The 6288-nt window shown below is 63.4% G+C and carries 6 protein-coding genes; all 6 read left to right on the forward strand.

The genetic code is table 11. The features are described from left to right. On the forward strand, positions 1-2088 hold a 2088-nt coding region (locus tag C5F46_RS15435), incomplete at its 5' end, for a nitrate reductase subunit alpha (RefSeq protein ID WP_107326206.1). Continuing rightward, positions 2085-3611 carry a nitrate reductase subunit beta gene (gene narH, locus C5F46_RS15440; protein ID WP_107326207.1) on the forward strand — a complete coding sequence of 509 codons (1527 nt, stop codon included), beginning with the start codon at positions 2085-2087 and terminating at the stop codon, positions 3609-3611. The genes C5F46_RS15435 and narH, both read left to right, overlap by 4 nt. Next, positions 3611-4306 carry a nitrate reductase molybdenum cofactor assembly chaperone gene (narJ, locus tag C5F46_RS15445; RefSeq protein WP_107326208.1) on the forward strand — a complete coding sequence of 232 codons (696 nt, stop codon included), beginning with the start codon at positions 3611-3613 and terminating at the stop codon, positions 4304-4306. Before narH ends, narJ begins: the two co-directional genes overlap by 1 nt. A gap of 1 nt (position 4307) precedes the next feature. Next, positions 4308-5093: a respiratory nitrate reductase subunit gamma gene (gene narI / locus C5F46_RS15450; protein ID WP_107326209.1), complete on the forward strand. Its 786-nt coding sequence runs from the start codon at positions 4308-4310 to the stop codon at positions 5091-5093. A 5-nt stretch (positions 5094-5098) separates the two neighbouring features. Next, entirely contained in the window at positions 5099-5893 is a 795-nt protein-coding gene (locus C5F46_RS15455; RefSeq protein ID WP_107326210.1) for a peptidylprolyl isomerase, read from the forward strand. 20 nt (positions 5894-5913) lie between these two features. Beyond that, the coding region (locus C5F46_RS15460; protein WP_146160250.1) for a hemerythrin domain-containing protein at positions 5914-6288 on the forward strand (375 nt) is incomplete at its 3' end.

Here is a 6288-nt window from a genome sequence, read left to right on the forward strand (position 1 = left end):
ATGAACTATCGCGGCATCATCAACATGCTGGTGATGTGCGGCTGCATCGGGCAGGAAGGCGGCGGCTGGTCGCACTATGTGGGGCAGGAAAAACTGCGGCCCCAGACCGGCTGGGCGCCGCTGGCCTTCGCGCTCGACTGGAACCGCCCGCCGCGCCACATGAACTCGACCAGCGCCTGGTACGCCCATACCGACCAGTGGCGATATGAGACGTTGCGCGCGGGTGAAATCCTGTCGCCCACGGCGCCCAAGGGCGACTGGGACATCAGCCTCATTGACTACAACATCCGGGCGGAACGGATGGGCTGGCTGCCATCGGCCCCGCAGCTGAAGACCAACCCGCTGGAGGTGTCGAAGGCCGCCAAGGCAGCGGGCAAGGACATCAAGGAGTTCGTTGCCGCTGAACTGAAATCCGGCAATCTGGAAATGTCCTGCCAGGACCCGGATGCGCCGGAAAACTGGCCGCGCAACCTGTTTGTCTGGCGGTCCAACCTGCTGGGGTCTTCGGGCAAGGGGCATGAGTATTTCCTCAAGCACCTTCTGGGAACCGACCACGGCGTCATGGGCAAGGATCTGGGCGAGGAAGGCCATGCCAAGCCCGTGGAGGCCGTCTGGCATGACGAGGCACCGAAGGGCAAGCTGGACCTGCTGGTCTGCATCGACTTCCGCATGTCGACGACGGCGGTCTATTCCGACATCGTGCTGCCCACCGCGTCCTGGTATGAAAAGGACGACCTGAACACGTCCGACATGCACCCCTTCATCCATCCGCTGCAGGCGGCGGTGGACCCGGCCTATGAATCGAAGTCGGACTGGGAAATCTTCAAATCCATCGCGAAGAAGTTCAGCGAAGTGGCCCCTGAAGTGCTGGGGGTCGAAACCGACATCGTTCAGCTGCCGCTCCTCCACGACACCGCCGCCGAACTGGCTCAGGCGCATGTGAAGGACTGGAAAAAGGGCGAATGCGACCTGATCCCCGGCAAGACCGCGCCGAACTACATCGCGGTCGAGCGGGACTATCCCAACCTCTACAAGAAGTTCACCTCGGTCGGTCCACTGCTGGAAAAGCTCGGCAACGGTGGCAAGGGGATCAACTGGGACACCAAGGTCGAGGTCGGCCATCTGCGCGACCTGAACGGGGTGGTGCAGGACGAGGGCGTGTCGAAGGGCCTTGCCAGACTGAACACCGCCATCGACGCGGCAGAAATGATCCTGATGCTGGCGCCTGAGACCAATGGTGAGGTCGCGGTCAAGGCCTGGGAGGAACTGGAGAAGCCCACAGGCCAGCACCACACCCATCTCGCCGAGGGTGCGCATCACACCAAGATCCGCTTCCGCGACATCGCGGCGCAACCGCGCAAGATCATCTCTTCGCCCACCTGGTCCGGGATTGAGTCGGAAACGGTCTGCTACAATGCGGGCTACACCAACGTCCACGAGCTGATCCCGTGGCGGACGCTGACGGGACGGCAGCAGCTCTATCAGGATCACCTCTGGATGCGGGCCTTCGGTGAAGGTTTCGTCAGCTATCGCCCGCCGGTGGACCTGAAGACCATTACCAAGGCCGTCAACAACGACGCGGCCGAGGGCAACCCGCATGTCGTGCTGAACTTCATCACGCCGCACCAGAAATGGGGCATCCATTCCACCTACACCGACAACCTCCTGATGCTGACGCTGAACCGCGGCGGGCCTGTCGTCTGGATGTCCGAGGTGGACGCGAAGAAGGCAGGCCTTGTCGATAACGACTGGGTCGAGGCCTACAACGTGAACGGTGCACTGACCGCGCGGGTGGTGGTGTCCCAGCGGATCAAGCAGGGCACGCTGTTCATGTATCACGCGCAGGAAAAGATCGTGAACACGCCCGGGTCGGAAAAGACCGGCAACCGGGGCGGCATCCACAACTCGGTCACCCGCGCTACTCTGAAGCCGACCCACATGATCGGCGGCTACGCGCAGCTTTCCTACGGGTTCAACTACTACGGCACCGTGGGCAGTAACCGAGACGAATTCGTGATCGTCCGCAAGATGAAGAAGGTCGATTGGCTCGACCGTCCCGCAACCAAAGGTCTGGAGGCAGCGGAATGAAAGTTCGTGCGCAAATCGGCAAGGTCCTGAATCTGGACAAATGCATCGGCTGTCATACCTGCTCGGTCACCTGCAAGAACGTCTGGACGACGCGGGAAGGCGTTGAATACGCCTGGTTCAACAACGTCGAAACCAAGCCCGGCACCGGCTATCCCACCGACTGGGAGAACCAGAAACGCTGGAATGGCGGATGGGTCCGCAGCGCCTCGGGCAGGCTTCAGCCGAAGCAGGGGGCCAAATGGCGGATTCTGGCGAATATCTTCGCGAACCCCTCGATGCCGGAAATCGACGACTATTACGAGCCCTTCGATTTTGACTATGACCACCTGAAATCCGCCCCCGACATGACGGCCTTCCCCACCGCGCGCCCCCGGTCAAAGATCACGGGTGAGCGGATGGAGAAGATCGAGAAGGGCCCGAACTGGGAGGAGATCCTGGGTGGCGAATTCGCCAAGCGGTCGGCGGATTACAACTTCGACAAGGTGCAGAAGGACATCTACGGCGAATACGAAAACACCTTCATGATGTATTTGCCGAGGCTGTGCGAGCACTGCCTCAACCCCACCTGCTCGGCCTCCTGCCCCTCGGGTGCGATCTACAAGCGTGAGGAGGATGGCATCGTCCTGATCGACCAGGAAAAATGCCGGGGCTGGCGGATGTGCATCTCGGGCTGCCCCTACAAGAAGGTCTATTACAACTGGGACACCGGCAAGTCGGAGAAATGCACCTTCTGTTATCCGCGCATCGAAAGCGGCCAGCCGACGGTCTGTTCGGAAACCTGCGTGGGGCGCATCCGCTATCTGGGCGTCATCCTCTATGACGCCGACAAGATCGAGGCGGCCGCGAGCGCCGAGCGCGAGACCGACCTTTACGGTGCGCAGCTGGACGTGTTCCTCGACCCGAACGATCCCGAGGTGATCGCCGCCGCCCGCCGCGATGGCGTGCCGGAGGATTGGATCGAGGCCGCCAAGATCAGCCCGGTCTGGAAGATGGCGATGGACTGGAAGGTGGCCTTCCCGCTGCACCCGGAATACCGGACCCTGCCGATGGTCTGGTACATCCCGCCGCTGTCGCCGATCCAGAACGCTGCACAGGCGGGGCAGATCGCGATGAGCGACCAGATGCCCGACGTACGGTCCCTGCGCATTCCGGTGAAATACCTGGCCAACATGCTGACGGCGGGGGATGAGGAACCCATCGTTTCGGCGCTGGAGCGCATGTCGGCGATGCGCCTCTACATGCGTGCGCTGACGGTGGACGGCGTGCGCGACGAGGGCATCGCCGCCCGCGTGGGAATGTCGGGCCGGATGATCGAGGACATGTACAAGATCATGGCGATTGCGGATTACGAGGACCGCTTCGCAATCCCCACCGCGCACCGCGAACAGAACGAGGCCGGCGCCGACATCCGTGGCGGCTGCGGCTTCACCGACGGCAACGGCTGTTCTGACGGCGAGAGCGGCAAGACCAGCCTGTTCGGCGGCAAGAAAAAGTCCTTCGCCCTTCCGCTGGAGTCGTTCTGATGGACCGCACCCTCAAATCCTTGTCGCTGATCCTGAGCTATCCCTCGGCTGAGCTGCAGGAGGCCATGCCCGAAATCGGCGCCGTCCTGGCCGCTGATCCGCGCCTTGCGCCTGCTACCCAGACCGCGCTGTGGAAGCTGACCGCAGATCTGGCGCAAGGCGACCTCTATGACCTGCAAGAGCGGTATGTGATGCTGTTCGACCGGTCGCGCACGCTGTCGCTCAACCTTTTTGAGCACGTCCACGGCGAAAGCCGCGAGCGGGGCGGCGCGATGGTCAGTTTGATCGAAACCTACCGCGATGGCGGGTTTGAACCCGCCACCTCGGAACTGCCCGACCACCTTCCGGTGCTTCTGGAATTCCTGGCGACGCGCCCCACACGCGAAGCGCAGGAAACCTTGGCGGACGCGGCGCATATCCTCGACGCCCTCTCGGGTCGCCTCAAGCGGCGCGAGAGCGGGTATGCCGCTGCGTTCGCCGCCCTTTCCGCACTGGCCGGGGGCAATGCAGATGCCGATGCCGTGGCCGGAATGCTGGGCCAGCCCGACGATGACCCGACCGATCTGGCGGCGCTGGATGCGGTCTGGGAGGAAACCGAAGTTACCTTCGGCCCCGACCCCAATGCAGGCTGTCCACAGGTCCGCGACATGCTGGCCCTGATGGACCAACCCGCCCCGCAGCACAGGAGTGCATGACATGTTCGAGAGCTTTGACATCAACTTCGTCATCTTCGGGGTCATGCCCTATGTCGCGCTGACCGTGTTTCTGGTGGGCTCGATCGCCCGCTATGAGCGTGATCCCTTCACTTGGAAATCCTCGTCCAGTCAGCTTTTGCGGCGCAAGCAGCTGATCTGGGGGTCGATCCTGTTCCATGTCGGCATCCTGACGGTGTTCTTCGGCCACCTTGTCGGCCTGTTCACACCTGTCTGGGTGCTCGATGCCCTGGGTGTGCCTTATGGTCTGAAGCAGTGGATGGCAGTTCTGATCGGCGGGCCTGCGGGTCTTGCGGCGCTGATCGGCGGCACCATGCTGATCCATCGGCGACTGACCGATCCGCGTATCCGCGCCACTTCAACCACCCTCGACATCCTGATCATGATCCTGATCTGGCTTCAGCTTGCCATTGGCCTGCTGACCATCACGCAGTCCCTTCAGCACATGGACGGGGCAGAGATGATCCGCTTCATGGAATGGTCGCAAAGCGTGGTGACATGGAACATCAACGCCTGGGTCACAGTGGTGGACGTGCACTGGCTGTTCAAGCTGCACATCTTCCTCGGCCTGATCATCACCATGCTCTTTCCGTTCACGCGGCTGGTGCACATCTGGTCGGGCTTCGCGGCGCCCTTCCGCTATCTTGTGGCCCGCTCCGGCTACCAGATCGTGCGGTCCCGTCGCCGCCGCCCGCTGGAAGAACGCCGCCGCGCCTTTGACAGGCGGCAGGGCGTTGAGGGACCCAAAGCCCATACCCCGGCGGAGTGAGTGCGATGAACATGTCCCTTTTCCCCGATGTCGTGGTGAACGGCGAAACCATCCCCTCGGCGGCAATCGCCGCCGAGGCCCAGAACCACAGCGCACCGAAGGACAAGCCGGGCATCGCCTGGCGCAAGGCGGCGCAGGCCATGGCGATCCGGGCGCTGCTGCTGCAAGAGGCCCGGGCGCGCGGGCTGGCTGCTGAACCGCTCGCACTTGCCCCCGGGCGGTGGGAAACGGAAGACGAAGCCCTGATCCGCGTCTTGCTGGAAGAGGCGGTCTTGCCCGATCCGGTGACCGATGACGCGATCCGTGCCGAATGGGCGCGAGACCCCTCGCGTTATCGCTCGGCCCCTCTTTGGGACGTCTCGCATATCCTGTGCGCATGCGACCCCCGCGATCAGACTGAGACGGCCGCTGCCGAGGCGCGTGCACAGGCACTTCTGGCCCGACTCGGAGAGGGGCCCAAGGACTTCGCCCACGCCGCCCGCAAAAGCGACTGCGGGTCAAAGGCACAAGGGGGCCATTTGGGCCAGATCGGCCCCGGCGATACAGTGCCCGAGTTCGAAGCCGCTCTGCGCTGCCTGTCCGAAGGCCAGACGACCCCGGCCCCGGTCCTGTCGCGGCATGGCTGGCACATCATCCGCTTGAATGCACTCGCCCCAGGGCAGGTACTGCCGTTCGAAACGGTGCGGCCAAGGATCGCCGAGGCACTCGAAAAGGCCGCCTGGGCCCGTGCCTCGCGCGACTTCGTGAACAGGCTTGGCCAGAAGGCTACGATCACCGGCGCAAGCCTGGCCCCGATCTGATCCACGGTCAGGAGCGTCCCATGAAGCGGTCAGAACCAGCGCGACGTGGCAGCGGCCAAGGCCCCACCGATCCGGGCCTTTTGGCCCGGCCGCTGGACTTCATCAGCGAGGACCATCTGCGCGAACGCCAGATCTGCGCTGAGATAGACCGCCTCGTCGCCGCCGAGACCTTCGACCGCCCGGCAGGCGTCACCATCCTGCGTTTTCTGAACGAAGAGCTTGGCGTGCATCTGCGGGATGAGGTGGAAGACCTGTTCCCCACCCTTGCGCGGCGCTGCACCGATGAAGATTCCATCGCCTCCGTCTTGGGCCGCATCCGCCACGATCAGGAGCAGGCCCTGTCCCTGCTGCCTTCAGTGCGTGGGGCCATCGCCAACTGCCTCGACGCTGGGGCC

Origin of the sequence: Phaeovulum veldkampii DSM 11550 (genome assembly GCF_003034995.1) — a bacterium.
In the GTDB taxonomy this organism is placed as follows: Bacteria; Pseudomonadota; Alphaproteobacteria; order Rhodobacterales; family Rhodobacteraceae; genus Phaeovulum; species Phaeovulum veldkampii.